General features: G+C 44.5%; 26 protein-coding genes. 1 reads left to right on the top strand and 25 read right to left on the bottom strand.

Translation table 11 applies throughout. The features are described from left to right. The first annotated feature begins 1 nt into the window (after position 1). Positions 2-1,933, top strand: a complete 1,932-nt coding sequence (locus tag ACZ42W_RS05810) for an Rqc2 family fibronectin-binding protein (RefSeq protein WP_464169103.1) — start codon at positions 2-4, stop codon at positions 1,931-1,933. 288 nt (positions 1,934-2,221) lie between these two features. Here the strand turns inward: ACZ42W_RS05810 and ACZ42W_RS05805 are convergent, their stop codons facing one another. The 25 genes from ACZ42W_RS05805 to lspA form a co-directional block, all read right to left on the bottom strand. Beyond that, positions 2,222-2,941, bottom strand: coding sequence for a formate dehydrogenase subunit gamma (locus ACZ42W_RS05805; protein ID WP_464169102.1), 720 nt, complete (start codon positions 2,939-2,941; stop codon positions 2,222-2,224). Between the two features lie 7 nt (positions 2,942-2,948). After that, on the bottom strand, positions 2,949-3,587 hold the full coding sequence (locus ACZ42W_RS05800; protein ID WP_464169101.1) for a cytochrome c3 family protein: 639 nt from the start codon (positions 3,585-3,587) through the stop codon (positions 2,949-2,951). A 171-nt stretch (positions 3,588-3,758) separates the two neighbouring features. Next, a complete protein-coding gene (locus ACZ42W_RS05795) occupies positions 3,759-4,514 on the bottom strand; it encodes an energy-coupling factor ABC transporter ATP-binding protein (RefSeq protein WP_464169099.1) in 756 nt (251 codons plus the stop codon). Continuing rightward, entirely contained in the window at positions 4,511-5,323 is an 813-nt protein-coding gene (cbiQ, locus tag ACZ42W_RS05790) for a cobalt ECF transporter T component CbiQ (RefSeq protein WP_464169097.1), read from the bottom strand. The genes ACZ42W_RS05795 and cbiQ overlap by 4 nt, the downstream gene beginning before the upstream one ends. A 70-nt stretch (positions 5,324-5,393) precedes the next feature. Continuing rightward, positions 5,394-6,464: an energy-coupling factor ABC transporter permease gene (locus ACZ42W_RS05785; RefSeq protein ID WP_464169095.1), complete on the bottom strand. Its 1,071-nt coding sequence runs from the start codon at positions 6,462-6,464 to the stop codon at positions 5,394-5,396. A gap of 265 nt (positions 6,465-6,729) precedes the next feature. Beyond that, positions 6,730-7,395: a hydrogenase nickel incorporation protein HypB gene (hypB, locus tag ACZ42W_RS05780; protein ID WP_464170879.1), complete on the bottom strand. Its 666-nt coding sequence runs from the start codon at positions 7,393-7,395 to the stop codon at positions 6,730-6,732. Continuing rightward, a complete protein-coding gene (locus ACZ42W_RS05775; protein WP_464169093.1) occupies positions 7,395-7,751 on the bottom strand; it encodes a hydrogenase maturation nickel metallochaperone HypA in 357 nt (118 codons plus the stop codon). Before ACZ42W_RS05775 ends, hypB begins: the two co-directional genes overlap by 1 nt. A 30-nt stretch (positions 7,752-7,781) precedes the next feature. Further along, complete coding sequence (locus ACZ42W_RS05770) at positions 7,782-8,855, bottom strand: 4Fe-4S binding protein (protein WP_464169091.1); 1,074 nt, start codon at positions 8,853-8,855, stop codon at positions 7,782-7,784. A 169-nt stretch (positions 8,856-9,024) separates the two neighbouring features. Beyond that, the gene (locus ACZ42W_RS05765) at positions 9,025-9,738 is read right to left on the bottom strand and encodes a hypothetical protein (protein WP_464169089.1); all 714 of its coding nucleotides are present in this window, start codon (positions 9,736-9,738) and stop codon (positions 9,025-9,027) included. Between the two features lie 37 nt (positions 9,739-9,775). After that, positions 9,776-10,909: a flavin monoamine oxidase family protein gene (locus ACZ42W_RS05760; protein ID WP_464169087.1), complete on the bottom strand. Its 1,134-nt coding sequence runs from the start codon at positions 10,907-10,909 to the stop codon at positions 9,776-9,778. A gap of 142 nt (positions 10,910-11,051) precedes the next feature. Then, positions 11,052-11,405, bottom strand: a complete 354-nt coding sequence (locus ACZ42W_RS05755) for an ArsR/SmtB family transcription factor (protein ID WP_464169085.1) — start codon at positions 11,403-11,405, stop codon at positions 11,052-11,054. Positions 11,406-11,548: 143 nt separating this feature from the next. Then, a complete protein-coding gene (locus tag ACZ42W_RS05750; protein ID WP_464169084.1) occupies positions 11,549-13,072 on the bottom strand; it encodes an alkaline phosphatase family protein in 1,524 nt (507 codons plus the stop codon). Positions 13,073-13,603: 531 nt separating this feature from the next. Further along, positions 13,604-13,915: a hypothetical protein gene (locus tag ACZ42W_RS05745; RefSeq protein ID WP_464169082.1), complete on the bottom strand. Its 312-nt coding sequence runs from the start codon at positions 13,913-13,915 to the stop codon at positions 13,604-13,606. 181 nt (positions 13,916-14,096) lie between these two features. Further along, positions 14,097-14,708 (bottom strand): orotate phosphoribosyltransferase, encoded by a 612-nt coding sequence (pyrE, locus tag ACZ42W_RS05740; RefSeq protein WP_464169081.1) that lies wholly within the window; start codon positions 14,706-14,708, stop codon positions 14,097-14,099. 36 nt (positions 14,709-14,744) lie between these two features. Then, entirely contained in the window at positions 14,745-15,458 is a 714-nt protein-coding gene (gene pyrF / locus ACZ42W_RS05735) for an orotidine-5'-phosphate decarboxylase (protein ID WP_464170877.1), read from the bottom strand. An 88-nt stretch (positions 15,459-15,546) separates the two neighbouring features. Continuing rightward, complete coding sequence (locus tag ACZ42W_RS05730) at positions 15,547-16,485, bottom strand: dihydroorotate dehydrogenase (protein WP_464169080.1); 939 nt, start codon at positions 16,483-16,485, stop codon at positions 15,547-15,549. Next, positions 16,472-17,320 carry a dihydroorotate dehydrogenase electron transfer subunit gene (locus ACZ42W_RS05725; protein ID WP_464169079.1) on the bottom strand — a complete coding sequence of 283 codons (849 nt, stop codon included), beginning with the start codon at positions 17,318-17,320 and terminating at the stop codon, positions 16,472-16,474. The genes ACZ42W_RS05730 and ACZ42W_RS05725 overlap by 14 nt, the downstream gene beginning before the upstream one ends. A gap of 48 nt (positions 17,321-17,368) precedes the next feature. Further along, on the bottom strand, positions 17,369-20,560 hold the full coding sequence (gene carB / locus ACZ42W_RS05720) for a carbamoyl-phosphate synthase large subunit (RefSeq protein WP_464169078.1): 3,192 nt from the start codon (positions 20,558-20,560) through the stop codon (positions 17,369-17,371). Positions 20,561-20,683: 123 nt separating this feature from the next. Continuing rightward, entirely contained in the window at positions 20,684-21,775 is a 1,092-nt protein-coding gene (gene carA, locus ACZ42W_RS05715; protein ID WP_464169077.1) for a glutamine-hydrolyzing carbamoyl-phosphate synthase small subunit, read from the bottom strand. A 112-nt stretch (positions 21,776-21,887) separates the two neighbouring features. Next, positions 21,888-23,249, bottom strand: a complete 1,362-nt coding sequence (locus ACZ42W_RS05710; RefSeq protein ID WP_464169076.1) for a dihydroorotase — start codon at positions 23,247-23,249, stop codon at positions 21,888-21,890. Further along, positions 23,236-24,171 (bottom strand): aspartate carbamoyltransferase catalytic subunit, encoded by a 936-nt coding sequence (locus tag ACZ42W_RS05705; protein WP_464170876.1) that lies wholly within the window; start codon positions 24,169-24,171, stop codon positions 23,236-23,238. Before ACZ42W_RS05705 ends, ACZ42W_RS05710 begins: the two co-directional genes overlap by 14 nt. Positions 24,172-24,326: 155 nt before the next feature. Continuing rightward, positions 24,327-24,878, bottom strand: coding sequence for a bifunctional pyr operon transcriptional regulator/uracil phosphoribosyltransferase PyrR (pyrR, locus tag ACZ42W_RS05700; protein WP_464169075.1), 552 nt, complete (start codon positions 24,876-24,878; stop codon positions 24,327-24,329). Between the two features lie 186 nt (positions 24,879-25,064). After that, positions 25,065-25,487 (bottom strand): GNAT family N-acetyltransferase, encoded by a 423-nt coding sequence (locus ACZ42W_RS05695; protein ID WP_464169074.1) that lies wholly within the window; start codon positions 25,485-25,487, stop codon positions 25,065-25,067. Between the two features lie 2 nt (positions 25,488-25,489). Then, positions 25,490-26,473, bottom strand: coding sequence for an RluA family pseudouridine synthase (locus ACZ42W_RS05690; RefSeq protein WP_464169073.1), 984 nt, complete (start codon positions 26,471-26,473; stop codon positions 25,490-25,492). Further along, positions 26,470-26,925: a signal peptidase II gene (gene lspA, locus ACZ42W_RS05685; RefSeq protein ID WP_464169072.1), complete on the bottom strand. Its 456-nt coding sequence runs from the start codon at positions 26,923-26,925 to the stop codon at positions 26,470-26,472. Before lspA ends, ACZ42W_RS05690 begins: the two co-directional genes overlap by 4 nt. Positions 26,926-26,996 lie beyond the last annotated feature (71 nt).

Here is a 26,996-nt window from a genome sequence, read left to right as displayed (position 1 = left end):
TATGGCCCTTGACGGAATTACCCTATACCATCTCGTAAAAGAAGTGGCACCCCTACTTGTTGGCGCCCGAATCGATAAAGTCACTCAGCCTGAAAAAGAGGAAATTCATCTCTTCCTTCGTAACCAAGGGCAATCCTACCGCTTGCTTTTGAATATTTCGGCCACAGCAGCACGTTTGCACCTTACTCAGGAGAACAAAAAGAATCCTGCATCTCCTCCCATGTTCTGCATGATTCTCCGTAAGCATCTGGAGGGAGGAAAAATCCTCTCTTTAGAACAACTGGGTTTAGAACGTATCGTCTTATTATCCATACAAAACTATAATGAATACGGAGACCTTGCGACCTTACACCTCTATCTCGAGATTATGGGCAAACACAGTAACCTGATTCTCGTCGATCCGGAAAGCCAAACGATTTTGGATGGCCTCAAACGCTATTCTCATGCTGTGAGCCGTCATCGCGAGGTATTACCCGGTCGAAAATATATCGCTCCACCCTCTCAAGGAAAGGTAGACCCCCTAGCCACAGAGGAGGAATGGCGTTCCATCCTTTATCAAGGAGAATTGAACGGCAAACTGACTGACCTCCTTGTCAAGTACTTTTCAGGGGTCAGTCCGGAACTTGCTCGGGAAATTGTCATGAGAGCCGGACTAGAACAAAATGTGCATCTTGACCAATGTGGGGATATTGACTTATCTCGAATATTCCAAGCCTACTCCCTCTTAGCCAATCCCGAGCGAACACCTCCACTTGAGCCCACTCTTTATTACCAAAGTAGTCAGAAGGGGCGAACTCTTGCCAAAGGCTTACCAACGGCTTTTAGCTTTCTTCCTTTTCAACAGTATCAAGGGCTCCCTTCCGAAACATTTCCCTCCTTATATGAAGCTCTAGAGCGTTTTTATCGAGTAAAAGCCTCTAATAATAACTTAGAAGCGAAGCGTGGCTCTCTGCGCAAAGTGCTTCAGGAGCATCTTCAGCACTTGACCAAGAAATTAAACATCTATGATGAGACCCTCTCTAATGCGGCTAAAGGACTGACCTATCAACGATGGGGTGAACTTCTCACCGCTAATCTCTACCGCATTGAGCTCGGCACCAAAGAAATCATTGTCGAAGATTATAATGAGGAGAATCTCCCCCAAATCACCATCCAACTGGACCCCCAGCTGAGTGGAATCGATAATTCCCAACGTTATTACCGTCTCTACAACAAAGCTAAGGCCACCATCCAAAAAACGAATCCCTTAAAAGATGCCGTACTCAATGAAATCGCTTACCTTGAGTCTGTTCTTTTAAGCTTAGAGCAAGCCACTACTCCCACTGAACTCGATGAAGTCCACAAGGAACTTATCGACGAGGAATACCTAGCCGGTAAACATCATGGTGCCAAACGCACAAATAACGGCAACGGAGCAAACAGTAAGAAATCTTCGAAAGCTGTCAAAGCCGGGAAGAGCGGGAAAAGTGGCAAAGAAGGCAAAGCTAATAAAGCTGGGAACAAGCCGGAAGCCCCACAGCCCAAAGTCTATCTATCCAGCCAGAACCGCCCTATACTTGTCGGCAAGAATAATCGTCAAAATGATTGGCTAACTCTAAAAAAGGGCCGTCCCCAGGACCTCTGGCTCCATACCAAGAATATTCCAGGCTCACACGTTCTTATCCCGCTCAACGAGGGTGAAGAGTTCCCTGATGATGCAACCCTCGAAGAAGCAGCCGCACTAGCCATCCATTTCAGCCAAGCTAAGGGCTCCACACTTGTACCTGTAGACTATACGCATGTCAAAAATATTAAAAAGCCGAACGCAGCCAAACCTGGTATGGTCATCTATGAAAAAAACTGGTCGCTGTATCTCACTCCAGATCCGGAGGTACTCGATCGATTGCTAGCTACTGAAACCGATGAATTAACACTTTCTCAAAATCGAGAGTAAGAAAAGAGCAAACCCTTCTTCGTATGAAGATTGGGTTTGCTCTTTTACATGCTTTAGTATTACCTTGATTACTTCCAGTCAGCCGCGTGGGCGTTATGTGGCAATCGAAAGTCCACTCGGCTTCTTTTAAGTTGTAATGACGATAGAATAATGGTTTAAATTTGAGCAGAATTAAATCCCCAGATTAGGATTACTACTAGAGCTACCGCATAAATTATCATCTGAAATAAGGTGAGTGTTAGGTTTTTTCTATACTTGGAGTCCATCAACATCTTCACCCCCTTTTAGTTATGCCCTATCGCGATGTTCCGGAATCCATATCGATGCTTCATAATCCATGTCAAGTCTTTCCAACTCCAACGGATGACTCTCTTCCATTTCTTCTCTTGTTATTGTACCTTTGTACCAAACGTGATTCATAGGAAAGAACCTAGCGCTGAAGTGGACGTTATAAAAGTGCCAAATGAAAATTGCGCTAATGGCCAAGATGGCTTCGTCAGTGTGAGCATTTCTTGCCGAATCAATGACCCAACGCGGCATATACTGGGCAAAAATCTGTGGGAACCACATCAGTAAACCTGACCCACCCATGATAACCATACCCCAAAACACGGCCCAGTAGTCGAATTTTTCTTTGTACGAGTAACGATCGAAGCAAGGGGGATCTTTTCTCAGCCCCAACAAAAACTGCACCTCGTGAACTACATCGAAAAAATCCTTGCCCCTTGGTAATACTGCCCAAGATTTCTTTTTAGTTACCCAGGGATGTATCACGAGATAGATCAAGTGGTAAGCGCTAACCGCTAGCATAATCACTGCTCCTAGTAGGTGAACAGCAAACAAGTTCTCAAATCCTCCGAACAGTGAGACAATCCAGTACGAGATTCCACTTTGCTCAAACTTAATAGGTAGTCCCGTAATGGTTAGAATAAAGAAACTGCTAAACATCCCAATGTGCTGAATTCGCTGATGGAGATCAAAACGTTGAAAAACGAGTTTTCTTTCCATTGTTTTGTCACCTTCTTTTCCTTTCACTCAGAATCGTACGCAGATTCTGAAACAGTTGTAGTTCGATATGAATCACCAATGCTGTAATCACAATCATGGTCAACCAGGCAAAGAACTTGGCTGTATAGTACATCGGCGCTCCTGCACCGAAAGATGCTAATTGGTAATGCTCCTTTCCCTCGGCAAAGCCAGGTGATACCTGCCCATGGCAGCTAGCACAGGTTTCTGGTATGTTTTCTTTTGCAACTTTAGAATCAGGGTTATCTTTCCCCAAGATGTCATGAGTACCGTGGCAGTTTACGCAAGCTGCCGCTTTTAGACTGCCAAGGTGAACGGCTTTACCATGGAAGCTCTCAGCATAACTTTCAGTGATTTGGCCTTTATGGCAACTCGTACAGGTTGCAACACTTTCCTTTTTATCTAAGGTGGCCCCCTCGGGATGAGGAAAACTTTTGATATCTGTGTGGCAACTCGTACAACTTAATACGCGGTGTACCGAACTGTCAATATGTAAAACTTTATCCCCATGGCATTGGCGACAATCCTCCTGGGCTTGGACCGCAGTTACCCTGACAGTCAAAGTGAGAAGCACTAATATGATAATGCTCGAAGCCTGCCATAACCACCCTTTGTATTGTTTGTACATTCTCCGCACCTCGTTAGTTCATGGATTTTAGTGTTTATGGCAACAATTCTCCCCTTCTACCCCTTCAGATGCCTAACTCTGTGGCCGAAATTATTGTATCGCAAACAAGCCTACAGTATACACTGTAGGCTTGTCGGGTATTGACAGTCTCTTTTACCTCTTGAAATTATACTATTTCTGACTTCCGCATACTGGACAATTTTGCAGTGATAGTGGCATTTCCAAACCGCAGCGATCCAATAATTCCGCATCCGTTAAGATCTTATCTTTGGGTCCGTCCGCTGCGATTTCACCATCTTTAATCACAATAATGCGATCACAGGTTTCATACGTCATATCCAAATCGTGACTTGTCACAATCTTAGTGTGTCCAAATCCATTAAGCAGACGAATAATTCTTCGTCGTGATTTTGGATCCAAGGCCGCACTGGGTTCATCCATAATGAGGACATCTGGTTGCATAGAAAGAACGGAAGCAATGGCTGCAGCCCGTTTTTCTCCTCCCGACAATTTGAAAGGGGCCCTGTCTTTCAGGTGAGTGATTCCCACCATCTCTAAGGCCTGATTCACTCGACTCTCGACTTCCTTTTCATCCAGCTTATAATTTCGCGGTCCAAAAGCGACATCGTCATAAACCGTCGTCATAAACAACTGATCATCCGGATTTTGAAAGACAATACCGAGCCGTTGACGAATAAGAGGTAAGGTTTTTTTGGTGACATGAACATCCCCCACGAGTACTTCTCCACGGTCTGGGAAAAGGACTCCCATTAATAGCATTAATAGAGTGGACTTTCCTGCACCATTTGCACCGATAATCCCCACTGATTCTCCATGATGGATGACAAACGACATATTTCGAATAGCTTCTTGCCCATCCGGATAGGCAAAATGTAGATCCCTTACCTCAAGCTTATGATGGCTCATCTCGTAATCACTCCCGTAAATAATGAACCTAGCAACATTGGAATGTCATAAGTTCTCATTGTTATTAAAAATAGGCCCCACCCAACAATATAAAGCAAGTCCCCTGCGTTCATCTTTTTACTGCTGCCTGTTATGTATTCACCAGAGAAGCCTCTCAAACACATTGCCTGATAGACTCTTTGCGCTCTATCAAAGGTACGGAGTAACATCTGCCCTGCTAGTGAACCCCAGACACTGCGCTGGATACCTTTTTGACGTGGTGCTCTCATAGAATAGGCCCTCAACGTCGTAGCTACTTCCTCCAACAATACAGATATGTATCGGTAGGTCAACAAGAGCTGTAATACAAAAAGCCTTGGAATCCTAAGCATCCTTAACGCTTCTGCTAGCCTGTCCATCCCTGTGGTAGCAATAAGTAAAAGCGCAGCCGTTACGGTTAAACCACCTTTGATGAAAATAGCCAAAAAAGTTATCCATCCTCTTGAAATTTCCATTCCAGCTAGCATAACCACTTGCTGGTCAAACACAGGATTTAGAACTCCAATTCCTATTACTAAAGGTTCTACCAGAAGGACTCGTTTAAGGATCGGCTTCACTGGAAGCTCTGCAAAGGCAAAAATGAGAATGGGATAGAAAACGAGCGGCAATAGGCGGCTAATCTCATAGCGATCAAACGAAACGACCACAATCAAATAGATGACTGTGGTTATGAGCTTCGCTAGCGGATGCACTCTGTGTATCGAGGTATCTCCCCGTGCTAACTCGTCCAAAAGCCTTACGTTATATAACGATTCCATGATATTTAACATATAATCAAATCCCTATCCCTATCGAAATTTGCCCATTGGATAAGTCTCGTTTCCCTTAAGAGGAGGGATATCACCTTGCCTCTACAGATTTAGGCGATATTCTCTTTTTCCTCTTTTTGACCCTACTAATTGCTAAGCCTGTGAACGCAGCAAGTGCAAGTGTCAGTACACCGCCTACAATCCCTGAAATACTTGTTCCAGCATTAACGGCAGGCAACGCTTCCGTAGTTTCCGCAGCTTCAGCCCCCGGATTACTCTTGGCTGTCTTAAAACCATAGTCAGGTAAAAAGGCTGTCTTGCTCTGTATATTAGCTAAGGTTCTATGTATTCCATCAGAAGCTTCGAGTTCTGTCGTGCCTGCTGTTTTAAACATGGACCACTCTAGTCCATCAGGATTTGATGAAGCAAACCACGATAGTCCACCCCCGACAAGGACAACTCCGATAGCAAGTCTCGTAATCACCTTCTTAATCGAAATACTGCCAAGGGCTTCACCAACGGCAGTCTTTTCGAGAATTTCAGGTCTTGCTTGCCAAACAAAGGTAACAACAGCAGCTGTAACAAGTCCCTCTACCACACCAATGGCAAGATGTATAGGTTGCATTAAGAGCACAAATGTCCCGAAAGGCAATTCGGTTTTTCCGGACATCACTGTTTCTAGTACAACACTAAAAGATCCCAATTGCAATCCTATAAGTGCAGATATCATTGAAGCTGTAAATATCCTCTTCGGAGTAAGACCTTTGCGCGTAAACCACTTGTAAATCAATGGATAGGCGATAAAGCAGGTATAGAAGCCGAGATTAAAAAGATTACTTCCTAAGGCCAGCAAACCTCCATCTCCAAAAAATAGAGCTTGAATCATAAGAATGGAAGCCATCGTTAAAAATCCTGCTTGTGGCCCTAATAGAATGGCCAGTAGCATACCTCCGCCAATATGTCCGCTTGAGCCCGTCCCAGGGATCGAAAAATTAATCATTTGGGCCGCAAAGACGAAAGCACCCATAACTCCCATCAAAGGGATTTTCTTCTCATCCATATCATCCTGAATCTTTTTAATAGAGTACGCAGCCGCCCCAGCGCTTGCCGCCCACATCACTCCACCTACAGCCGGCGAGAGTAAAGCATCAGCCATGTGCATATCTTTCAACTCCCTTACTAAAGATAAAGAATTTCTTTTTTAACCAAAAAGAAAAAACCATAGAGTGCCCCTTGTTTGGTGGCAGACCTCCATGGTCTTTTTAAATCAATTTTTTGTAGCAATCTTTAAACACCTTATAAAAACTTTAAAGCGGAAACCTTCTGGCTCCATTTGTATTTAATATATTCTACGCAATACTTGAAATTACCTTCTTCATATAAAAGAATATCTTGATTTACTTTTCTCTTTTCAGTCGTATGCTCGCCTATCGATATGCCTCTATCTCCGATCTGAGCCATTCACACCAATTGTCTAATCCTTCTCCAGTCTTACTGGATACCTCAAAGATTTTAATATTAGGATTTAGCTTTCTTACTCGAACCTTTAGTGCATCCATATTGAAATCAAAATAAGGCAGACAGTCAATTTTGTTTACGACAAGGACATCACATACTGAAAACATTAGAGGGTACTTTAGTACTTTATCATCTCCCTCTGGAACACTTAGGATCATAGCTTTCCGTGTTTCGCCCACATCAAACTCAGCAGGACACACTAGATTCCCGATATTTTCAATGATTATCCAGTCCAAGTCCTTTTGATCCATAGTTCCCAGTGCTGCATTGATCATCGGAGCATCTAGATGACAGGCTCCTCCAGTCCGGAGCTGGACTGCAGGAATTCCCTCAGCTGCAATCTTTTCAGAGTCTACGAGAGACTCGATATCTCCCTCGATTACTCCCATTCGATAATCTGCTTTCATACGGCGAATGGTTTCAATGATGAGGCTAGTTTTACCAGCTCCCGGAGAGGCCATCAGGTTTAGCATGAATACTTTCTCACTAAGAAGTTCCTGGCGAATTTCATCGGCTAAATTATTGTTATCAAAAAGGATTTGCTCTTTAATGTCAATCATACGAATCGGTTGCATCATACCACCTCAATTTCTTCTATAAACAGCTCGCGGCCTGATACGATATACGTCTTATTCTTCCCACAGTTGGGGCAAAGCGAAGATTCTATTTCCCTTAAATTGATTGGGAAGGATTCATCGCAGTCACTGCATTTGACAATAATGGGTAATTTCCTAATTTTAATTTTTGCCCCTTCTGCGATGGTATTCCGACTTGAATAATCAAAATATCTTTGCATCCACTCTTCTTCAATATCGCGTAATTCACCCACACTGAGTGAGATGCTTACTATCCTAATTGCATCACACATTTCTGCATGTTTCAAAGCAATGTTTAAGACTTCCTTTGTAACGGCTAATTCATGAATGGCCATTCCCTCCTGTCCAAGAATGTTCATCGGGAACTATTTAGCAGTTTTTCTGTATTCTTGCATTCTATCGTATGCATCAAATAAAGTTTCCGGTGGGGCATAGAGTTTATCTTCTGACTTTCTTACCATTGAGATTGCACCCTTAGGACAAACCTTAACGCATAAGCCACATCCAATACAATTGCCCAATTCAACTTCTATCTTCCCGTCAACCAAATTACGTGCGCCTGTAAGACAACGGCTTTGACACACTTCGTGACATTCCCCACTACAGAGATCTTTATCAACCTGGCAATAATAGTTGCTTACTACCTCTTTAGATGCTCCACCAAACATTTTTAATACAATTAGAATTCCACAGCTACAAGGGCAACAACTGCACATAACTTCCGGATCTTGAGAGTTAGCGACTTGAGTAATTCTACCTTCCTTTTCTCCTGTTCTAAGTATGTCTAGAGCCTCTTCTTGGCTTATAATGCGAGCCATATCATTTTCTACATAGTATTTTGCATAGTCATCAAAGACTAGACAGGTTTCGAGTGGATGCCCACAGTCATTATTAAGTTCTTTTTGCGCAACTCGGCACATACATTTTGAAACTGCAATGACTTCTTTTCTTTTAATAATCGATTCAGCATCATCATAGGGTAAAATCTCACTGGTAGAATCGAGTCCGGATTTGACCGGAATAGTCCTGTAAAAAGGCGTATCTGTTCCGAAAACTCTTTGGCCAAGGCCACCACCTAGAATATGCCCAAACATATCTCCAATCCATTTTGGTTCTGCTCGTTTAATATTATATTCATAGATTCCATGAAATACTGGATTGGTCCGATATTGTACTTCATCTCCTTTGCGGAGTCTGAACAGCAGCCCATTTTGTGCCATTTCTTCAAACTTTCTAGCGACAACATTAACATCTCTACCGTTTTGTTTTGCAAAATCAGCGGGTGTCTGAAAACCATCCTTCATTTCCAAAAACCATTTTGCTTCCTCTGGGGTGAAGAGTCTTTCGATAAGGCTGAACTCGATCCCATTTTCTGTCGCTGGATACCCAAAACCCAGTTGGTCTAGTTTGTCCCTTAGTTTGACATAAATCTCTTGCATTTTAAATCCCCCTTTTATTTTATAAGGAAAGTTACTTCAGATTGAGTTTTAGTTCTATCTAAAGTCTAGCTGATCTTATCCAAGGACTTGGCGCCAGGCTAATCTCCCACTTTAGAAGCATGATTCATACTCACCGCTAAAGATGTTCGTCTAGTATCCTGAGGAGCAACTATTTCTTTCTACCTTCAGCGCAAGCCTTGATGACAGCCATCATTCTTCTTGACATTACGAAAGAAGGTGTTCCAAGAATAAGTACGATCAGGAATTTGCGCCACCCTTTAAAAGGAGCAAAGCTACAATCGCAACGTGTAATAAACCGAGTTTTTCCATTCCCTTCGTCTAAGAGATGAAAATTCCATGTCCAGGCAAAGTAGTCCAAAGCAAAAGGTGGTTTAAAGCCCATTGCATATTGAAAGTTAGGCGGATTTCGAGAGTCAGAAATTGAAGTGAAATATTCTCCTTCTTTTACTTTTTGAATCTCTGACCCAATACCGCATTGATGATAAAACATAAATTCACCAGGATACTTGTTTTGCCATTCATCAACAATTTTGTAGGTGTTATAAATATGGAAGGTAAACAAGCGCTCTAAGCAACCAAAACTATAAAATCCTGCACGACGTTGCCCTAATTGGGCTAAATAAGGCCAAACTTTCTCTCGCGGGGCATCAATTGTAAGTGCTAGCTGTAGACGCATACTCGGGTCTTTTTTATCACCAAGGAGTTCATCGCCAGGTAAACGCATCTTCTTTTCCTTTTCTGTTAGTGGCAAGCCCAAGCCGTATTTCCACAAGCCAGCCAAAAGTAGCAAACCTCCGAAGCAAATGCATATTAGTACAAACCATGCTGTGTGATTTGCCATAAATGATTGTATGAATTCCATAAAAAAGATTTCCCCTTCTCTTATTACTTTTATTACTTTATCTCTTCTTCAAAATTTGGTTAGCTGCATATATACCTGAAACAGCGGTCGGTTCAAGACCTAAACCATTATGGTCGCCTGCAACATAAATACTATCGCCATATTGCTGTTCCATATAAGCTCGGCCAGTTACATACATGGCTTTATCCCAACTGACCCTATTAATGAGCTTGTAACTTTCGCAAACTTGCTTTAAATCAGCATTCTTCTCTCTAGTGTAAATCAGATAGCTACCATCATCTTGTATGGATGTAAAAATAATTTCCGACTCAAAAGGGAATAAATTCATTTCATACTTACTGAAATTAGGCTTTAACTTAGCAGTGACGTGGAAAACGTAAAGTTTACACGATTCCCTGATTTCTTCTAGCCCTAACAATTCTTTTGTAATCGCAGCTGGAGTAGCAACAACAATATTCTCCGCCTCGTAACTGTCTCCGGATTTACTCGTTAATATATGGCGACCATCCTTGCTCTCGATTTTTTGAATCGAATCAATGACCAAGTGATTACCTAACTTTTTTGCCATTCCCTTTTGATCAAATTTAAAGCGATGAATGGGAACCATCATCCCTACGCTAACATTCAAGAAATCTAAAGCTGTTATTTTATCCATACTTACGCCTGTACAAGCGTATGAAAATTTTGAAACAAAATCAAAGGCGACCTTTTCAAATCGTTTCTCTTTGATAAACTCTGAAGCTGGCTTAACAAAAAGTTCCTTCATGTAAGGATCCGATTCCATAGTTTCCTTTTGCGACATAACCATGCAATTTCGCTTATAAGGTTCATAATGAGCTTGAAATTCCCTCATCACCTTTAAAAACCTAAGAAATTCAGGAGCTAAACTTAATGTGCGCAAACTAATTACTGGAAAGAATTCGGTAGGACTATTGTGAAAACACGCTGTTGTCTTTTTTAAGAGTGTTTCTCTCGTGACTAACTTTTTAGCATTATCATAGTTGTCCATTATAAAATATGCACCAAAATTCACTTTTTCTTTATCAGAATACATCATCCTACCACCTAAGACATCCGTAATGAGCAGAAAATCCTCATTTGCTTCAAGTAGCTTTAATGCACAGGACATTCCGGCTGATCCGCCACCCACAATGATTGTTTTTCGTTTCATACTCTTTCTCCTTTTCTTGTTATATATAACCTTATTACAATAAGACTATATTTTTGTTAAAAAAAATTCTTTCACAAATAACTTTTTTGGTTTAATTCTTATAAAAATCTTAATGTTTTATAAAAATAATAAGTAAACCATTTTATTCACAAGTTTCCGCACTTGGGCACTCCTCACATTTATATCCATAAGGACAAGGTGTAAAGGCCTTAATGAACGAATAATCCATCAGTTGTCTATAGTCTTTTATTGTTTGGTTGTTTAAAGAATAATAGACGCTTGTACCGATTCTCTTTCTCTCAATTATGTCTGCGTCATAAAGGACTTTTAAGTGTTTGGTCGCAGCAGGCTGAGATATGCCCAAAATTGCAGCTATGTCGCTAACAGTTACAGAATTCTCAGCACTTGAACCCAGTATTTTTATCATCTTCATGCGCTGAGGTTCTGAAATAGCTTTATTATATGTTGTTACGCGATGAACAAGACCATTCTTCATATGATCCCTCTTCCTTTATAACCCTATAGTTATATTATAATAAATTATTTTCTTTTGTCAAGGCGTCTTTGAATAACCGCATGGAAAATACTACTGTCTCTAATAACGATTGTCTCTCGCCTTTGTTTTAATATCACTTACGATTAGCCCCTTGTAATATTATCCTCCCCTCGCCGTTTAATAGTTGGTACATCGACCTTAAAATGTTTTAACACCATGGAGAATAAATCAATAATTCGCGGATGTTCAAGCTCCGGTGCTGCACCGGCGATAATCATCGGCACTGTAGAGTCTTCCAGTTCCAAAGATCCATGGCTCCCTCCTCCAGGATGAATCGGCGCCCCTTCTCCGAAGTACTCATAGCCTGATTTGGCTGAAACGACCACTCGGCTTCCTTTACGTCCTTCTAAGGCGGAAATAAGGCGGGAGAAAGCATCCGGATAACTCCCGAATTCTATAATATTCTCTGTAGTGATTCTGGCATCCACAACACTTAGATCTCCCTCAAATCTCCAGGTTTGGCCATAGACGTCTGTATAGGGGCCACGACGTGAAAACGTCAATTTCTTCCCCGTTCCCCCTTGAATGACGCAGAAGCCGTTTTTTCTTGCCCGCCAGGCGATTTGAGCATTACGCTCATCTTGAGAAAGAATCCCAACCACCTCTGGAAGTACTTGCAACTTATTCTTAAGGATATAGATAAAGGCCATCCGCTCGTTGGGGCAAATAACAATATCCTTACTTTCATCGACCTGCTCCCTATGCTTGAGACGTTTGAAGGCATGTAAATCTCGATCCAAGTCAATTAAATATTCATTCCCCAACCCAACCGTGGTTTGGGAGTGATCTCCTGTCACGATAATTACATTTTCCTCAATTGCTTTATCCCAAGATCCTAGGGCGTCTAGTATTGAGGCAATCTGCTCATCCGCATGCTCTATCGCTGGTCCACTCCGGAGGGGCCCATAGATATGGGAATAGTTATCGTTATCCGGTAGATAAACCACGAGGAAATCCGGCTGTTTCCCTTCCTTGATCAACTGAGTTGCTACCGCACCTGAAAAAGTATCATTAAATCCAAAACGGTGAAAAACTCCTCTTGGGAAGGCAAATCGGCCTTCAGAATAGGGAGGATGAATGAGTTCCCCTAAAGTCAAAAAACTCGGCCCCAATACATTTTCTCTATAGAGTTGAAAACGAGTAGCTAAAGAAAAGAGCGTCGGCATTTTAGCCAAGTAAGGATGGGACGAGCGATGAATAAAAAAATTGATACTTCCGGTATTAAAACCATTATCCTCTAAAGTCTCATGCATCGTCGCTATATAGGGACTTAAGTGCTCCTGATTCAGTCTCTGAAGCAAGTTTCTAATGATCCTCTCTGGTCCTAGTTTTAAGACACTTTGCCAAGTCGCTCCATAATCGACAATGCTTCCACTCTTATCGTCAAACCAAATAAACCCTGGTACGAGATGTCGATCAGGCCAATGCCCCGTCATAATTGAACTTGTAGCCACAGGGGTCATGGTCGGAAAAGATGAGACTACACGCTCCCAATACTTCCCCTTCCGGGCCAAGTAACACAAAGCAGGCGCATTCCCTTCTGAAAGAATTCGCCCAAGAACAATGGGGTGGAGGGAGTCGATTATGAATAAGATAACCTTTTTCATAGCACGGCCTCCTTCCACCCCAGAATTTTACTTATATATTCATACTATCAAAAGGAGTCGTAATTGTCACTCCTCTTTGTACTCTCTCACTTTGTCCTCACAAGAATTCTTTTAGATTTTCCCGTTACCTGCTTCCTCATACATGTGTAAAAGAATGGTACGGTTGAGTGTCGCTAGCTCAATACATCGGTAGATTCTTCAATAGTACTTTCATGCAATTATCCCGCACACAAAATTATTTTTCTGAATCCCCTGGTCAGTCAGATCGGAACTGGTATGCAAAAACAGCACATATGTGCAGTACTGCTCTTAAATGTTTATCGACTAGTCAGCGAAACCAATAATTAACGAACTAACCATTACCATAAATAAAGAGTCTACACCATTAAGAATCGTGTTAGACTCTTTTTCCCGACTCATTATCAGAACATTATTACAGGTACATAGACTAATGCTGTCGAATCTGAGGCTCTTGACTCGGTTAAGACCGTTGCGGCAATTGTGTTCTCTGTGGGATGAAACACTCATTACTCAAGTTGGTGGTCCATGCCGTACAGGTTGTCGTACACTTGAACCATCCTTCTGGCGAATATACTCCTCCCACGCTCTACGTGAAATATCACCTGTACGAGCCCTTTGCATCGTTATATCCTGAAGTATTTCATAAATCCTCTGAGTTTCTTGTTGTATTTTCCATCGTTCTCCTGCTTGACGTTGTAGGTCCTGACTCATTTGTTGTTGAATCGTACGTGGAGGAGTGATGGGGCTAGAGAAGCCTATTCCACCGCCCTGATGTGATTGGAAAATCCCTCCGGATGGGGTCATACTATTTTTTGTTGCCATTTACTAATGAACCTCCTACTATACCTCGTTACATTAGTAATATATGGTAAACTCAAATTGTCCTGTTCAACTCTTGATCACCCTATTTCGCTATTATTAAATAGATATCGAAAAGAAAACTAAGGCCAACGGATAAATGTACCCGTTGACCTTAGCTTTCTTTGTTATTAACTCCAATGGATTATTTTGCTGAAGGGGCTGTACGACTTCCCGGCTTGATTGCAGGAAGCCCCTCTGCACAAAGAGGACAGTTTTCTGGTTCGAACGACTCAATTTGAATTTCAAGTAAGGAAGCCAATGGAACTCCAAAATCCACCTTTCCTCCACTCCGATTGACTAAAACACCTACTCCAACTGGCTCTGCACCATAGGATTTTACGACCTCAAGCACCTCACGGACCGATCCCCCTGTGGTAATAACATCTTCTACGACCAGAACTTTTTCTCCGGGCTGAAGTTCGAAACCCCTCCGAAGTTTCATGACTCCATTTTCGCGTTCCGTAAACAAGGCCTTGGTGCCAAGGGCTTTTCCCACCTCATGGGCAACGAGAATTCCTCCCATGGCTGGACCGATAACTACGTCGATGCCTTTATCTTGGAAAGCTTGAGCCAGTGCTTCGCCTAATCGTGCAGCATGATGAGGATACTGAAGAACCCTAGCACATTGCATGTATTGCCGACTATGTCTTCCTGAGGTCAAAAGAAAATGCCCCTCAAGAAGTGCACCACTTTCTTTAAAAATTCCGAGGACCTCCTCAGGTGTGAGCGAATGGGTTTGGTTAGATATCGTCATAGGTATTAACTCCTTTCAACTACATACGTTTTTATATTAATCCCACAGATGCTCGAGTGCTTCACGTGGATTTGGGGCCTGAGTAATGGGTCGACCAACCACTAAGTAGGAGCTGCCTGCTGCGATAGCTTCCTTCGGAGTCAAGGTTCGAGCCTGATCATGAGTTTCACTTCCTGCAGGGCGTATTCCCGGAGTAATGATTAAAAATTCAGAGCCTAAATGTTCACGTAGCAGCTTACTTTCTTGAGCTGAAGCCACTACTCCATCGAGACCTGCTTTTTGCCCAAGCTCCGCGAGAGCCACCACCTGACTTTGAAGCGTCCGTCCGACTCCCAAATCGTTTTGCAGTCTCTCTTCATCGAGACTCGTTAGCACAGTGATCCCTATAACCTTCATTCGTTCTCCAGCAGCACCTTGGTTCCTTACTTCCTGTGTCGCTTGAACGGCTCGTGCCATCATTTCATAGCCCCCACTACAGTGAATGGTTAACATGTCTGCCCCATATCCTGCTAATACCCTTGCTGCTCGTCCTACGGTGTTGGGGATATCATGGAGTTTTAGATCAAGGAAGATCGGGAATCCTTTCTCTTTTAATTCCTGGATAATGGTCGCTCCTGTAGCGTTATAGAGCTCCATCCCCACTTTAAGCCAGCAGCCAGTTCCTTCGAGTTGCCCGGCAAGCTGCAGTGCTTTTTCTCTGCTATCTACATCGAGGGCAACCATAACGCGGCGATTGAGTTCGAGATTCATGTCTATCACCCTTTCCTTCTACTCCATAAACTTTAAGAGTCCTTAAAAGCGGACCTTCGAAAAGCAATACACTCGGCTTTTTGACTCCCTAATGTGCTAATCCTATGAGTTCACCAACTGAGGAGAACCCATGACGGTGACAATACTCTTCTATCCCCTTCAGAACCTCGAGAGGAGCTATAGGATTCATAAAGTTTCCTGTCCCGATGCTTACTGCACTTGCACCCGCAAGTAGAAACTCAATCGCATCCTGCCAAGTAAGAATCCCACCCATGCCAATAATAGGTATCTTAACGGCCTGAGAGACCTGCCAAACCATTCGAACAGCTACAGGGCGAATGGCAGGTCCGGAGAGCCCACCCACCTTATTCGCCAGAATCGGCTGGCGTTTTTCTATATCAATACTCATTCCGAGCAAGGTGTTAATCATGGAAATGATATCTGCTCCTCCACTTTCGACAGCCTTTGCCATTCCGACGATATCGGTAACATTCGGAGATAGCTTAGCAATCACCGGCAAATCCGTTTCTGCTTTGACGATTGTGATGACCTCTTTCGCACTTTCAGGATCCGTTCCAAAGTGCATTCCACCATGCTTTACATTAGGACAGGAAATATTGACTTCGAGTGCATCAATCCCTGAGCCTTTTTGAAAAGCCTTAGCCATCACCCTATAATCTTCAAGAGAGAATCCTGAGATGTTAGCAATTACCGTTGTCGGAAGTTCTCTTACTTTAGGCAAGTAATCCTGGATAAACCCCTCTAAACCAGGATTTTCAAGTCCTACGGAGTTCAGTAGTCCGGCTGGGGTCTCGGCTAATCGGGGAACCGGATTTCCCAAGCGGGGCTCAGGGGTAACCCCTTTGAGGGTAATCCCCCCCAGCTTTTCAACGGGGCAATAGGGAGCATATTCTTCTCCAAAGCCATACGTACCAGAAGACGTGATCACAGGATTTTTCAAAGTTAAAGGGCCAAGATTAACTTCCAAATTTACTTTATCTATTTTGCTTACCTCAGATTTCAACATTCCAGGCCACCTCCCTCGCGTTAAATACAGGCCCATCTTTACAGACCTTAGCGCGTCGAAGGTCCCCACTCTTCTCATCTCTTAAGGTGCAGATGCAACCGAGACACGCTCCTACGGCGCAGCCCATCCGTTCCTCAAGGGAGGCTTCTATAGAATAACCATACTGTAAAAAGGTCTCGCTTACCGCCTGCATCATGGGATTTGGACCACAGGTTGCAACAGAAGTTTTGAAGGAAGAATGCCCGCCTTGAGGATATGTATCCTCCAGTTGAGAAGTGCAGTGATCCTCCTTCTGAATTAAATCGAGTACAGTTCCCTTCACTCCCACGCTTCCATCCATCGTACTTAACTCTACCGGGATACCCGCTTCTTGCCACGATTCCAATCCTGTACTTTCAAAGAACGCTTTGTTCTCCCCACCCCAGAATAATCGAACTGAAAGATTCTTTTCTTTTGCTGCTTTAGCTAGAGCGAGAAGTGGGAACACCCCAATTCCTCCCGCAACTAAAAGGAGTTCTCCATCGGTTGGGACTGTAAATCCTCGTCCGATCGGTCCAAGAAGACTCAGCTCTTCACTTGGCTTTACCTGAGCAAGGCGTTCTGTCCCTTTCCCACGGATCCGATACAGCAGCGTAATTTCCTTTTTCTCGGTGTTAATCTCCGCGATACTAATTGGACGCCGCAACAGTGGATCAAGCCCTGTGGAGACTTGGACATGAACGAATTGACCTGGCTTCGCTTCCATAGCAATCTCGGTATGAAGGATGAGTCGCATAATCTGGTATTGGGGGTCGCCCATTCTTTCATGAGAAATAACCTTTGCGTTCTCTAACATTCAGCAGCCCGTCCTTTCTCTCGACTTGCAATTCCTTTTACAAACGCATTACTTGCTTTGCGCCCCCGTGAGCGGCATCAAACTTGGCGAAAGAGACATGAGTACATGCACCCAAGCCGAAGCCGTATCCAGACTCGTGAAGCATGGAATTCCTTGTTCTACTGCTGTTCTCCGAATGGCAAAGCCATCGCTCGCATGCTTCTTATTATGGGTCGTGGTATTGAGCACACACTGAATCTGCCCAAGTCGGATAGCATCCGTGATTTCTGTAGAACCTTGATGAAGCTTTGCGATGGGGTTGACTTCGATTCCCTCTTCGCGAAGGACCTTAGCCGTGCCTTCTGTCGCAAGAATTCTAAAGCCCAAGTCTGCAAACCTTCTGACCAGGGGGAGTCCTTCTTGCTTATCTCGGTCCGCCAAGGTGACAAGTAACGTCCCATGTGCAGACATATTAAATCCAGATGCTAGTAGCGCTTTATAGAGTGCTTTTTCATACGTCCGATCGATTCCCATTACTTCCCCGGTTGATTTCATCTCAGGTCCTAAGGAGGGTTCGACGAGATGCAGCTTTGAGAAGGAGAAGACAGGAGCTTTGACAGCAACCCGTTCAGGATCTGACCATAGACCGAGTGGGATTCCAAGTTCTTCAAGAGTCGATCCAATAATCACTCTCGTGGCATATTCAACGACGGATTGACCCGTTACTTTACTTATGAAGGGCACCGTCCGACTCGAACGAGGATTGACTTCGATGACATAGACTTCATCCTGGTGAATAACGTACTGGATATTCAAGAGCCCCTGAACGTTTAAGGCTCGTGCGATTTCAGTGGTTAAGTTAGTAATCCGTTCCTTAAGCTTTGGTGCTAAGGTTAATGGAGGGTAGACTGCGATCGAGTCCCCTGAGTGTACCCCTGCTCTCTCTAGGTGTTCCATGATTCCGGGGATACTCACATTGACCCCATCTGAGACAGCGTCTACTTCCACTTCGGTTCCCACTAGGTATTGGTCCATCCACAGTTCCTGACCTGGGAACTCTGCTAAAGCGCGAGTTGCAACCTCTTCTAATTCTTGAGAAGAGTAGACAATTTCCATAGCCCGTCCGCCTAAGACGAAGGAGGGACGAATCATGAGTGGGTATCCAATCCGCTGTGCAACCTGACGTACTCCTTCACGTGAAGAGGCTTGTCCACCCTCAGGACGCTTCGCTCCAATAGCATGAAGTACCTGATCAAAAAGCCCCCGTTCTTCTGCTCGGTCAATATCCTCGATACTCGTCCCTAGTATTTTATAACCGCGTTCAGCGAGTGGTTTAGCCAAGCCAATTGCGGTTTGTCCTCCGAACTGTACGATTACTCCATCCGGCTGCTCTAAGTCTAAGACAGCAGAGACGTCTTCGAGCGTCAAGGGTTCGAAGTAGAGGCGGTCTGCTGTATCGAAGTCTGTGGAGACTGTCTCTGGATTATTATTGATGATGATCGTCTCTACTCCAGCCTTTTTCAGCGCGAGTACTGAATGTACCGAGCAGTAATCGAACTCGATTCCTTGTCCAATTCGGATGGGGCCTGAGCCAAGGACAACGACTTTCCGGCGATTCGAACGAGCACCTTCATTTTCCTGATCATAGCTTGAGTAGAAATAAGGGGTAAGAGCTTCAAATTCTCCCGCACAGGTGTCAACCATCTTAAATACAGGGCGTACTCCAAGCCCTTGACGATAGTTATATACTTCTTGTTCAGAGCTTTTCCAAAGTCGGGCAATTTCCCGATCAGAGAATCCCAGTTTTTTTGCTTGAAGCAGTAGCTTTTCCTTCCAGGGAGAGGACTGAAGTTCTGCGCTCAGCGTAACAATTCGTTGTAGGGCTAAGAGAAAATATGCATTCCATCCACTGGCCTTTTTAAGTTGCTCCACGCTCATGCCACGTCTTAACCCTTCAGATAGAACGAAGAGGAGTTGATCATCGGGCTTTTGGCAACGTTGTACTAGCTCATCATTGGTGAGAGCCTCTAACTCGGGTAAAAGGATTCCATACGCTTTGATTTCTAAGGATCGTACCGCTTTTTGAAGGGCGGTTTCGAGATTTCGACCTAAGCCCATCACTTCTCCAGTTGCTTTCATCTGGGTCCCTAAGTGACGATCCGCTTCAGAGAACTTATCAAAAGGCCAGCGTGGTATTTTTACAACCACATAATCGAGTGATGGTTCGAAACAAGCCGAGGTTTTTCCCGTCACTGCGTTCGGAAGTTCAGGCAGGGTATATCCCAAGGCAATTTTGGCCGCGACCTTGGCAATGGGATAACCCGTTGCTTTTGAAGCTAAGGCACTCGATCGGCTTAAGCGAGGATTGACTTCGATGACCACATATTCCAAACGTTCGGGATGTAGGGCGTACTGGACATTACAGCCCCCTTCAATTCCAAGCGCTTCCACGATCCTTCGGGCAGATGTTCTTAAGGTTTGCACTTCACGATCAGTTAGGGTCTGGCAAGGGGCTACAACAATGCTATCCCCCGTATGCACTCCCACTGGATCCATATTCTCCATATGACAGATGGTAATGCAATTTCCTTGTCCGTCTCGCAATACCTCATACTCGATTTCCTTCCAACCTGCCACACTTTTCTCGACAAGAATCTGACCGATGAGGCTCGCTTGTAAGCCACTCTGGCAAATCAGGCTCAAGGTATCCCTATCATTGGCTATACCGCCACCTGTACCACCGAGAGTATAGGCTGGACGTACGATCACAGGATAACCAATTGTCTCCGCAAATTCCAAGGCCTTGTCAGCGTCTGAAACAATCACACTCGGTGGAACAGGCTCCCCAAGCTCATTCATTAAACTTCGGAAGTGTTCCCTATCCTCTGCTTTCTTAATGCTGTCTAAGGAGGTCCCCATAAGCTTGACCCCACAACGCTCCAGAATCCCTTTTTCAGCAAGTTGGAAAGCTAAGTTTAATCCCGTTTGTCCACCCATCGTAGGGATAAGACCATCTGGTCTTTCCCTTTCAATAATCCGTTCTAAAAATTCTATGGTGAGCGGCTCAATATAGACTCGATCGGCAACCTCGGGATCGGTCATAATTGTAGCAGGGTTCGAGTTTACAAGAACGACTTCAACCCCTTCTTCACGCAAAGCCCGACAGGCCTGGGTTCCGGCATAATCAAATTCTGCAGCCTGTCCTATGACAATTGGCCCTGAGCCAATCACAAGTACTTTTTTCCATTGGTTTTTCTTCATGAGTTCTCCTCCTAGTACTACTCCCAACATCCTTTAACTTCAACCTTTTCATTGCTGCTTCATTCCAGCGAAAAAGGTTCCTACTCACTTCTATAGTAAGATTTTCCAGTTCTCATCAGAAGGTTAGGCTTGAATGGCTTTGAAAAAACGCTCAAAGAGTTCCATATTTTCTTCAGGGCCAGGTGCTCCTTCTGGATGATACTGGACAGAGAAAACCGGATACTCTGTATGCTCCATCCCTTCGACTGTTCCATCGTTTAGGTTCCGAAGGATGACCTTAAATCCCGTTCCTTCCAGTGATCCCTCTTCTACCGCATACCCATGATTTTGTGCGCTCATGGTCGTTCGCCCCGTTCGCACATCCTGTACGGGGTGATTTCCTCCGCGATGTCCAAAGGGAAGCTTATACGTTTTTCCTCCTGCTGCAAGGGCTAGAATCTGATGCCCCAGGCAGATTCCCATAATAGGAAGTTTGGGGAGAAGCGTGCGTACTGTATTTACAAGCTCAGGTAAATCACTTGGATCCCCCGGTCCATTGCTGAGGAAAACTCCGCGAGGCGAGCTGGCAAGAATCTCCTCTGCACTGCTCCAGGCTGGGAAGACGCGGATTCTTAAGCCCCGTTGCTGTAAGGAGCGAAGAATATTTCGCTTCGCACCACAATCGAGTACTGCGACATAAGGTCCATTTCCAGGAATCTCATAGCTCTCCTGAACCGTGGCCTTATAGACCCAGTGTTTTGTCGCTACGTCATCCATCGGGTTCTCTTTAAACTCTTCCCAGTACTTTAGCCCCTGCTCAAGGGTATCGACTAAGACCCCTGGAACGGTACCATGGTTCCGGATATGCCGTGTTAGTGCACGTGTATCGATTCCCTTGAGGCCCCATATGTTATGCATCTGACAAAACTCTTCTAAGGAGCGATCTGCGTGCTCACTGCCTTCTCCCTTAGAAAGTTCTCGAACGACGAGCCCTTTCAGAAGAAGCTTATCGGCTTCATTTTCTTCATCATGCCATCCGTAATTCCCAATCTGTGGATGGGTCAATACGAGAATCTGCCCTGCATACGAAAGATCGGTAATCATTTCCTGATATCCGGTCATGGAGGTGTTAAAAACCACTTCTCCTGCTTGGCCCTCTTTGTCTTCGCCCTGAGGCCATGCTCCAAAACTTTCTCCTTCAAAGCTAATACCATCTTGCAATACGAGAAACGGCATCTTTAATTTCCTCCTCTAGTCTTCATCCTGACTTGGGGATACAAGGGAACATGCCCCCTGTTTCCTTCACACTTATATCACCTTAGGTGAACGAGGGATTTGTCCCCTTGTTTCAGACCCTCTGGTAAACCAAACATCCTTCAACCCAGACCATTACTGGGAACCCTTGGAGTTCCTGCCCCAAGAAAGGCGTATTTTTCCCTTTCGAGACAAGCCAGCCGGGTTCAACAATCTCTGACCGTGTAGGATCAAAGAGAACAACATCAGCCGCTGCGCCTGCTTTCAGGGATCCTCCGGGCAGATTGAAGCGTTGGGCAGGCTTCATACTCCATGCTTTGATGAGTACTTCTGGGGATAGCTTGCCCGGTTCGACAAGATATTTCCAGACTGCTGCAAGGGACGTCTCAAGCCCGGATATCCCAAAGGGCGCTTCATCAAAAGGCCGAGTCTTCTCTTCCCAAGTGTGGGGTGCATGGTCTGTCGCCAGCATATCGATTGTTCCATCAAGCAGCCCTTCCAGCAAGGCCTCGCGGTCTGCTTCTGAGCGTAGGGGTGGATTAACTTTGTACGAAGTATCATATTGATGCTTGGCAATGGCCTCATCTGTGAAAATAAGATGGTGTGGATTCACTTCAGCTGTGACATCTACCCCTCTCTTTTTCGCCGCACGAATGAGGTCTACGCTTTCCTTCGCCGAGATATGCGCAAGATGAAGTTTTCCCCCGCCTTCTTCTGCAAGCAGGATATCCCGGGCAACCATTACACTTTCGGCGCTTCCTGGAATCCCGCGAAGCCCTAAACGAGCACTAATTACACCCCGGTGCATCGCACCCTTTCGAGCCAGATCTTCATCTTCGCAATGACTTACTACAGGAAGGTTCGTTAGTTTGGCATATTCCAGAGCTAGTCGCATAATTTCCGCGCTCTGCACTCCTTTACCATCATCAGAAAAGGCAACTGCACCAGCAGAACTCAACTCGACCATCTCGACGAGCTCTTTTCCATGCTGACCCTTGGTCATCGCTGCAATCGGATGAATACGTGCAAATCCAGCTCTTTTTCCTTGATTAACCACGAATTCAATGAGGGCTCGTTGGTCGAGCACAGGTTCTGTGTTGGGCATTGCCAATATGGTGGTAAACCCTCCTCTAACTGCCGCTTCCGCCCCGCTAAGAATCTCTTCCTTATCTTCTCTCCCTGGTTCACGTAAGTGGGTATGCACATCGATCAATCCAGGAAAAAGGTACTTACCGGTAGCATCAATTTCTTCCCAGGAAGGAACCGAATCACTCGTGTTATTCATTAGCTCTAAGGAGCTTGAAGTATTTGATAGGTTTTCAAACTTCTCTTTTACTTCTTCAGCCGAGAAGCTCTCTCTTATCTCGAGAATTTTACCCTCATGGATCAGAACATCACAGACTCCAGAAATATCTTGTGCAGGATCGATGACCTGCGCGTTTTTAATCCACCACATGACTTGTTCCTCCCATCAATAAATACATTAAGGCCATTCGCACCGCTACTCCGTTTGTAACCTGCTCTTCAATGACCGATTGCGTAGAATTGGCCACCCGGCTCTCGATTTCAACTCCCCGATTGACTGGACCAGGATGCATGATGAGTGTCGGCTTTTCCGTCTGCTTTACACGTTCAGCCGTAATTCCGTACAGTTGAGAATATTCCCTTAGGCTTGGTAACAAGCCCGCTTGTTGGCGTTCGAGCTGGAGACGAAGCGCCATTACTACGTCTGCACCTGGGAGCTCCGCATCCAAGTTATACGTGGTTTTAACTCCCCAGGATTTAATCTCTTGTGGAAGCAAGGTAGGAGGACCAACCAACACCACCTCAGCACCCATCGTTTTCAGTGCCCAGACATTACTTCGTGCCACACGTGAGTGTAAAATGTCCCCCACTAAAAGGATCTTTCGGCCTTCTACACTTCCTAGATGCTCTTTCATCGTGAACAGGTCGAGCAAGGCTTGTGTCGGATGCTCATGTTGACCATCTCCAGCGTTGATTATCCCTGCCTTTAACTCTTTAGCTAGGAACTGAGCAGCACCTGAACTTGAATGGCGAATGACCACGATATCTGGCTGCATGGCTTGAAGGGTTCGAGCGGTATCCAAAAGGGTTTCTCCCTTATTCACACTGCTTTGTGCGACGGCCAAACTCGCTGTGTCTGCTCCAAGGATCTTTGCCGCAGTCTCAAACGAGGTTCGGGTTCGGGTCGAAGCTTCAAAGAACACATTGAAGACCGACTTTCCTCGAAAGGTCGGTAATTTTTTTACTGACCTCATCAGGATCTCCTTCATAGGTTTCGCGGTATTTAAGACCGTCTCGATTTCCTGCTGATTGAGGTCTTCTAGGTTTAGAATATCTTTTCGTGTCCATCTCATGGTGACTCCCCCTTTTACACGCGTTATTTTGTTCATTAAAAAATCCCCCTACCCAAAGGTAAGAGGATATAAGGATACACGTATCCTGTCTCTCTACCCTTGGCTCACTCTCTGGAAAGCTTTTAAAGGGTTATATTAAATTAAATTTTTCTGATCTAGTTGTCTACTCGTTCGAGTAGTAAAACCTCTTCACTTCCGTCAATTTCCTGTAAGCAAACTGAAACGATTTCTCGGCTGGACGTGGGAAGATTCTTCCCTACATAATCGGCCCGAATCGGAAGCTCTCTGTGTCCCCTGTCAATCAAAACGGCTAACTGTATTTTTCTTGCTCGCCCGAGGTCCATCGTAGCATCGAGTGCAGCTCGCGCCGTCCTCCCAGTATATAGAACATCATCGACGAGAACTACAGTTTTCCCTTCAATGTCAAAGGGGACCTCTGTCTGATGAACGACAGGCTGTACATCGATCATGCTTAAATCATCGCGATATAAGGTGATGTCCAAAATTCCAAGAGGTAGTTTGACCCCTTCGAATTCCTCGATCCGATTCTGAATTCTTTCGGCCAGAGGAACTCCCCGACGCCTAATCCCAATCAAGACAACTTCGTCTGTACCTTTATTTTTCTCTACGATTTCATGTGCAATTCGAGAAATTGCTCGACGAATTCCATCAACATCTAAAATCTTGCTCTTAGTGATTCCCTCCATGGATGCACACTCCTTTAAGACAATGGCAGCAATTAAAATAAAAAAACTATCTACGCACAGCAGACAGTTTACTCCCTTGGTGTTCCTGCCTTCTGTGTCTCACGGGACCTTTTTAAAGGCTACATTGTTACTAAGTTTATCCTACATAAAGTTGAATGTCAACGACAATTTCATCTTTAATCTTTTTTACTCGATGAAACCTCTTGTTTGCATTCTATCTGGATTAAGAAAGAATGCCATTCCTGTTTTCATTTTTCTAAAGTTAAGCTTTTTATAAAAGGGTTCCTTTCCTGGTGCAGCATAAAGAATGAGACTACATTGAGGATTAGCTTCGATGATGCTATTTACAATTGTTGATCCTACCTTCTTACCCTGATACTCGGGTAAAACTGCAACGTCATAGATTGCGGCTTGATAAGCTCCGTCGGAAATTGCCCGACCGAAACCGATGAGCTTATCCTCATCAAAAGCAAATACAACAGTATGACTATTCTCAAAAGCCTTTTTATGTACTGCTCCATCAAAATAAGCCATTCCAACGTTTCTCAATATTTCAGATACATTATTCCAGTCGATATTCACACAGTCATATTGAATTCTTAGGTTCATCGCTACTCTAGGTCATCCTTTCGTATCTGATCAAGCACGTTACGGAAAGCCTCAGGTGGTTGAGAACTGAACTCCATATACTCCCCCGTTCTCGGATGGACAAATCCCAAAAGTTTGGCATGAAGCATCTGACCGTGCAAATCGAAGGGATTTCGCTTCGGCCCATAGAGCGGATCCCCTAAGACGGGGTGTTTTAAGTAGGCCATGTGAACGCGAATTTGATGCGTTCGTCCTGTTTCAAGACGGGCTTGCACGTAAGTAAAATCCCTAAAGCGTTCAAGTACATCATAATGTGTAATTGCGTGCTTGGAGTTTTGAAAGACGACAGCCATCTTTTTACGGTCATTGTGATCCCGTCCGATGGGAGCATCCACTGTACCTGAAGGTTCAAAGAGAACCCCATGGACAATCGCAAGATACTGTCGAGCCATACTGTGCTCTTTAATCTGCTCAGCTAACCCTTGATGGGCCAGATCACTTTTGGCCACAACTAAGAGTCCCGAAGTATCTTTATCAATCCGATGGACGATGCCCGGTCGCAATACTCCATTGATCCCAGAGAGGCTACGGCAATGATAAAGCAAAGCATTCACCATCGTGCCTGTCCAGGCGCCAGGAGCAGGATGGACAACCATCCCTTGGGGCTTATTAACTACGAGTAAGTCCTCGTCCTCATAAACAATTTCGAGTGGGATATCTTCCGCATCAACTTTAAGTTCTCTCGGAGGTGGAACCATCACCTGGATTTGATCACCAAGCCGAATTTTATAATTTGATTTTTTTACGCTCCCGTTAACCAGGACATGCCCATCTTGAATTAAGTTTTGAACGAAAGAGCGGCTCTTACCCACAACAACCTCAGTAACTCCGACATCTAAGCGGGTCCCTTCCGGAAGCTCGAATTGCATACTCTGATTCGATGATTCTTCAGCTTCTAACTCCTCGTCTATATCCTCGCCATTCCTTTTCATCTCTTCGAAATTCATTGCGCACTCCTATCCTTACGATCCTGAAAATAAATCTTGAGGAGTAATAACCCAGCCCCAACGACTATCGCACTATCGGCAAAATTAAACACAAAGGCCCAGATCTGGAAATCCAGGTAATCAACAACTTTACCAATAACAATACGGTCATAGAGATTCCCGAGTGCCCCGCCCCCAATCATCCCCAAGGACAAGCGAGTCAGCCAATCCTCACGGGGGATTTTAAATTGGGCATAGATGATTCCCACCATGACTAAAGCCGCAGTGAGAATAAAGATCCAGGACCGACCCGGCATCAACCCAAATGCCGCTCCTGGGTTTAAAACATAAGTCAGATGAAAAACCTTCGGTATAATAATCACCGATTCACCGGGGTGAAAATTCCCCTGAACCAAAACCTTTAAAACTCGGTCGATAATCCATATCCCCGCAATGGTAAGCCAAACCAACAACTGGTTACCCTCCCCGACTTCTTTTTGTTAATCCATCTTAACATATTAGAGGCTGGGGGGGCAATCACTCT

It is taken from the genome of Desulfitobacterium elongatum, assembly GCF_055378975.1.
Note: the sequence above shows the minus strand (reverse complement) of the source record. Positions and strands in the feature narration are given on the sequence as shown.

Excerpts from the sequence above, each read along its gene's own strand:
- carA (WP_464169077.1), bottom strand. The coding sequence starts at position 21,775 with ATGCCGTTTCTCGTATTGCAAGATGGTATTAGCTTTGAAGGAGAAAGT.
- hypB (WP_464170879.1), bottom strand. The coding sequence starts at position 7,395 with ATGCAACCGATTCGTATGATTGACATTAAAGAGCAAATCCTTTTTGAT.
- ACZ42W_RS05795 (WP_464169099.1), bottom strand. The coding sequence starts at position 4,514 with ATGAGCCATCATAAGCTTGAGGTAAGGGATCTACATTTTGCCTATCCG.
- ACZ42W_RS05810 (WP_464169103.1), top strand. The coding sequence starts at position 2 with ATGGCCCTTGACGGAATTACCCTATACCATCTCGTAAAAGAAGTGGCA.
- ACZ42W_RS05770 (WP_464169091.1), bottom strand. The coding sequence starts at position 8,855 with ATGCAAGAGATTTATGTCAAACTAAGGGACAAACTAGACCAACTGGGT.
- pyrF (WP_464170877.1), bottom strand. The coding sequence starts at position 15,458 with ATGAATCTCGAACTCAATCGCCGCGTTATGGTTGCCCTCGATGTAGAT.
- ACZ42W_RS05745 (WP_464169082.1), bottom strand. The coding sequence starts at position 13,915 with ATGGCAACAAAAAATAGTATGACCCCATCCGGAGGGATTTTCCAATCA.
- ACZ42W_RS05690 (WP_464169073.1), bottom strand. The coding sequence starts at position 26,473 with ATGAATTTCGAAGAGATGAAAAGGAATGGCGAGGATATAGACGAGGAG.
- ACZ42W_RS05695 (WP_464169074.1), bottom strand. The coding sequence starts at position 25,487 with ATGAACCTAAGAATTCAATATGACTGTGTGAATATCGACTGGAATAAT.
- ACZ42W_RS05755 (WP_464169085.1), bottom strand. The coding sequence starts at position 11,405 with ATGAAGAATGGTCTTGTTCATCGCGTAACAACATATAATAAAGCTATT.
- ACZ42W_RS05705 (WP_464170876.1), bottom strand. The coding sequence starts at position 24,171 with ATGAGATGGACACGAAAAGATATTCTAAACCTAGAAGACCTCAATCAG.
- pyrR (WP_464169075.1), bottom strand. The coding sequence starts at position 24,878 with ATGGAGGGAATCACTAAGAGCAAGATTTTAGATGTTGATGGAATTCGT.
- carB (WP_464169078.1), bottom strand. The coding sequence starts at position 20,560 with ATGAAGAAAAACCAATGGAAAAAAGTACTTGTGATTGGCTCAGGGCCA.
- ACZ42W_RS05730 (WP_464169080.1), bottom strand. The coding sequence starts at position 16,485 with ATGTTGAAATCTGAGGTAAGCAAAATAGATAAAGTAAATTTGGAAGTT.
- ACZ42W_RS05765 (WP_464169089.1), bottom strand. The coding sequence starts at position 9,738 with ATGGAATTCATACAATCATTTATGGCAAATCACACAGCATGGTTTGTA.
- ACZ42W_RS05805 (WP_464169102.1), bottom strand. The coding sequence starts at position 2,941 with ATGGAAAGAAAACTCGTTTTTCAACGTTTTGATCTCCATCAGCGAATT.
- ACZ42W_RS05760 (WP_464169087.1), bottom strand. The coding sequence starts at position 10,909 with ATGAAACGAAAAACAATCATTGTGGGTGGCGGATCAGCCGGAATGTCC.
- ACZ42W_RS05800 (WP_464169101.1), bottom strand. The coding sequence starts at position 3,587 with ATGTACAAACAATACAAAGGGTGGTTATGGCAGGCTTCGAGCATTATC.
- cbiQ (WP_464169097.1), bottom strand. The coding sequence starts at position 5,323 with ATGTTAAATATCATGGAATCGTTATATAACGTAAGGCTTTTGGACGAG.
- ACZ42W_RS05725 (WP_464169079.1), bottom strand. The coding sequence starts at position 17,320 with ATGTTAGAGAACGCAAAGGTTATTTCTCATGAAAGAATGGGCGACCCC.
- ACZ42W_RS05785 (WP_464169095.1), bottom strand. The coding sequence starts at position 6,464 with ATGCACATGGCTGATGCTTTACTCTCGCCGGCTGTAGGTGGAGTGATG.
- ACZ42W_RS05775 (WP_464169093.1), bottom strand. The coding sequence starts at position 7,751 with ATGGCCATTCATGAATTAGCCGTTACAAAGGAAGTCTTAAACATTGCT.
- ACZ42W_RS05710 (WP_464169076.1), bottom strand. The coding sequence starts at position 23,249 with ATGTGGTGGATTAAAAACGCGCAGGTCATCGATCCTGCACAAGATATT.
- pyrE (WP_464169081.1), bottom strand. The coding sequence starts at position 14,708 with ATGACGATATCTAACCAAACCCATTCGCTCACACCTGAGGAGGTCCTC.
- ACZ42W_RS05750 (WP_464169084.1), bottom strand. The coding sequence starts at position 13,072 with ATGAAAAAGGTTATCTTATTCATAATCGACTCCCTCCACCCCATTGTT.